5 protein-coding genes are annotated in these 3,194 nt (G+C 62.4%); all 5 read right to left on the bottom strand.

Features of this window, described 5'->3' with window-relative positions; translation table 11 throughout:
• Positions 1 to 736: cytochrome c biogenesis protein CcsA (gene ccsA / locus ACY693_RS17150; protein WP_462323024.1), on the bottom strand; the 736-nt coding region annotated here is incomplete at its 3' end.
• A complete protein-coding gene (gene ccmE, locus ACY693_RS17145; protein WP_462323023.1) occupies positions 733 to 1,212 on the bottom strand; it encodes a cytochrome c maturation protein CcmE in 480 nt (159 codons plus the stop codon). The genes ccsA (ACY693_RS17150) and ccmE, both read right to left, overlap by 4 nt.
• 138 nt (positions 1,213 to 1,350) lie before the next feature.
• The gene (gene ccmD / locus ACY693_RS17140) at positions 1,351 to 1,575 is read right to left on the bottom strand and encodes a heme exporter protein CcmD (RefSeq protein WP_462323022.1); all 225 of its coding nucleotides are present in this window, start codon (positions 1,573 to 1,575) and stop codon (positions 1,351 to 1,353) included.
• Entirely contained in the window at positions 1,572 to 2,330 is a 759-nt protein-coding gene (gene ccsA / locus ACY693_RS17135; RefSeq protein WP_462323021.1) for a cytochrome c biogenesis protein CcsA, read from the bottom strand. The genes ccmD and ccsA (ACY693_RS17135) overlap by 4 nt, the downstream gene beginning before the upstream one ends.
• A 198-nt stretch (positions 2,331 to 2,528) precedes the next feature.
• On the bottom strand, positions 2,529 to 3,158 hold the full coding sequence (gene ccmB / locus ACY693_RS17130; protein WP_462323025.1) for a heme exporter protein CcmB: 630 nt from the start codon (positions 3,156 to 3,158) through the stop codon (positions 2,529 to 2,531).
• Positions 3,159 to 3,194 lie beyond the last annotated feature (36 nt).

Here is a 3,194-nt window from a genome sequence, read left to right as displayed (position 1 = left end):
TCTCGACCGGGTCCCAGAACCACCAGCCGCCCCAGCCGAGCTCGTAATAGGCCCACCAGGAGCCGAGCGCGATGCCAATGGTGAGGAACACCCAGGCGATGGTCGTCCAGGGTCGTGACCAGCGCGCCCAGGCGGCATCGAGCTTGCCGCCAATCAGCGCGGCGATCGCAAAGGCGAAGGCGACCGAGAAGCCCACGTAGCCCATATAGAGCATCGGTGGATGAATGGCGAGGCCGAAGTCCTGCAACAGCGGATTCAGGTCGCGTCCTTCCGGCGGCACTGGGAATAGGCGCTCGAAGGGATTGGAGGTCAGCAGCATGAAGAGGAAGAAGCCGATCGCGACCATTCCCATGACACTGATCACGCGCGCGACCACTGGCGGCGGCAGATAGCGACTGAAAGCAGCAACGGCAGCGCCCCAGCCGGCCATCATCAGTGCCCAGAGTAGTAGCGAGCCTTCATGACCACCCCAGACCGCTGAGACCTTGTAGATCGTCGGTAGTAGGGTATTGGAATGCTGAGCGACGTAAAGCACCGAGAAGTCGCTGGTCAGAAAGGCTTCGACCAGGGCTGCGAAGGCGATGGCGACGAAGGCGAACTGTCCATACGCGAGTGGCCGTGCCATGGCCATCCAAGGCCGATTGCCGGTCAGCGAGCCGGCCAGTGGCAGGGCGGCCTGCGCAACCGCCAGAATGAGCGCTAGGATCAGCGCCAGGTGTCCAAGCTCGGGAATCACTGCGATACGCTCCCCGGGGCCTTGCCGCCGGTGGTCTGTTCGACGATGCCGTCAACGTGCGCTGTTTGCAGCGTATCTGCAACCTCGGGCGGCATGTAGGATTCGTCGTGCTTGGCCAAGACCTCTTCGGCATAGAAGACACCGTCGGTGCCGATGCGGCCCTTGGCCACCACGCCCTGTCCTTCGCTGAACAGGTCTGGAAGGATGCCAGTGTAGCTGACCGGGACGACAGCGGCGTTGTCGGTGACGTCGAAGCGAACGGTCAGCCCGTCTTCTTGACGGGCGAGCGTGTCCTTGACTACCAGCCCACCAACCCGGAACACGGCGTCGGTTGGATGTTCACTCGCCATGACCTGAGTCGGGCTGAAGAAGTACGAGATGTTGCTCTGCAGCGCGCTCAGCGCGAGCGTAGTCGCACCAGCGACACCAACGAGCGCGAGACCGACCAACAGTAATCGTTTTTGTCTTGCTTTCATTAAGAGCACTCCTCGTGGCAATCGATCGGATGGCTGACCCGAGTGCAGCGGGCCCTTTTGGATACGATTCTTTTTGAACAATCATAGGCGCAGAGATCACCCCAGACGCGGCTCATCCGCGATGCGGTCCAGCTGAGATCAGGTCTGCACATCGGAGGTTCCCGAAGGCGCATTGGTCCTGGTGCCCGTCTGGGCGCGCGATTCTTTGGGGGTGCGCAAGCGCAGTAGCCGGCGGATACGGGTCAGCGTCGATTTGCGACTGCTGCGTAGCTGAATGACCTCAATCAGCAGCAAACCGAAGGTCATACCGAAGGCGCCCCAGACGAAGCCGGCATAGCCTCCCTGATTGAAAAACTCCATCATGCCGTGGCCTCCTCGGCGATGACATCGCGCACCCAGGCGCTGTCCATTTCGCGGGTCAAGATGATGGTGCGCAGACGTTCGAACACGGCGGCGAACGAGTAGGACCAGAGTCCCAGGGTCATGGTCAACATCGGTATCAGGATGCTCAGATGGATGCTGCCTGGGTCAGAGCGCTGGTGCAGCGCTGCGCACTGATTCGGGTCCGGGCAATTGATCGACAGGAAGATCACCGGGACCATCACCAGGCCTACAATCGCCAGCAGGGCAGCGGCGCGGTCGGCCCGACGGGTGTCGTCGATCGCCGAATGCAATGCGATGTAACCGATGTAGAGGAAGAACAGCAAGAGCTCCGAGGTCAAGCGCGGGTCCCAATCCCAATAGGTGCCCCAGCTCGGCCGGCCCCAGAGGGCCCCGGTCCATAGCGCCAGGAAGGTAAAGATGGCGCCGGTGGGCGCAACCGCCTTAGCCATCATGAAGCTCAATCGGGTATTGAAGACCAGGCCGATTGCCGACCAGCCGGCGAGGACGAGATAGAGCCACATGGACATCCAGGCTGCGGGGACATGGACAAAGATGATCCGGTAGTACTCCTTCTGCGGATTGCTGCCGCCGAGCTGGTCGGCGGTCAGGAAGAAGCCCCAGAGGAGCCCAATCAGCACCAGCGCTAGGGCGATACCGCTGAACCAGGGGATCAGGCGGCCCGCGATCGGGTAGAACGCGGCTGGCGAGGCAAATTTAAACCAGTTAATCGTCATGATCGTCGAAAGCCGTTGGATTCTAACAGCGCATCAGCCATGCAAGCTCGGGCGCGTGTACTCAGATTGAGATCGGACAGTAAGAAATAGTCGCTCGTTCCCTCGGAAAGTTCGATGGATTCGGGCGCCGTCGGTTTCACAGGCAGACCCTCCTGATGTGCTGCTTGGGACGCTGGTCGGGGCAGGCTGTTGCGATTGTCATTCGAGCGAGATGCGAAGGGCCGCCGCCGCCGCCAGCGGGGCAAGGAGCGCCGAGCCCATCAAGAATGCACCCAGCAGGTAGAAGTAGGGTTGCGTGTCTGCGATTTCGATTGCGCTGACCGACACCGCGCCGGCGCCATAGACAAGCACCGGGACATAGAGCGGGAGGATCAGCAGCGACAGCAGGATGCCACCGCCGCGAAGCCCGAGCGTCAAGGCGGCACCGATCGCGCCGATCAGGCTCAGCACCGGGGTGCCGATGGCTAGAGCCGCCATCATCACCCAGACGGCGCTAGCACTGAGGTGATACTGCATCGCGACCAAGGGCGCAATCAGCACCAGCGGTAAACCGGTCAAGACCCAGTGGGCGACGATCTTGCCGAGCACCAGGACCGCGAGCGGCTGACCGGTGAGCAACAGCTGCTCCAGGGTGCCGTCCTCATAGTCGGCCGCGAACAGGCGCTCCAGGGCCAGCATCGATGCCAACAGCGCGGCGACCCAGACAACACCTGGGCCGAGCGCGCGTAACTGCTCGCGCTCGCTGCCGACCCCGAGCGGGAACAGGCTGACGACGATGATGAAGAAGAACAGCGTCGTCAACACGTCGGTCCGCCGGCGCAGGGCCAGCGTCCGCGCGTCGACGAGGTCCGCGCCGTGGTCATC

This window comes from Halochromatium sp., from assembly GCF_054919635.1.
This window is presented reverse-complemented; position numbering and strand designations above follow the sequence as displayed.

Excerpts from the sequence above, each read along its gene's own strand:
- ccmE (WP_462323023.1), bottom strand. The coding sequence starts at position 1,212 with ATGAAAGCAAGACAAAAACGATTACTGTTGGTCGGTCTCGCGCTCGTT.
- ccmD (WP_462323022.1), bottom strand. The coding sequence starts at position 1,575 with ATGATGGAGTTTTTCAATCAGGGAGGCTATGCCGGCTTCGTCTGGGGC.
- ccsA (WP_462323021.1), bottom strand. The coding sequence starts at position 2,330 with ATGACGATTAACTGGTTTAAATTTGCCTCGCCAGCCGCGTTCTACCCG.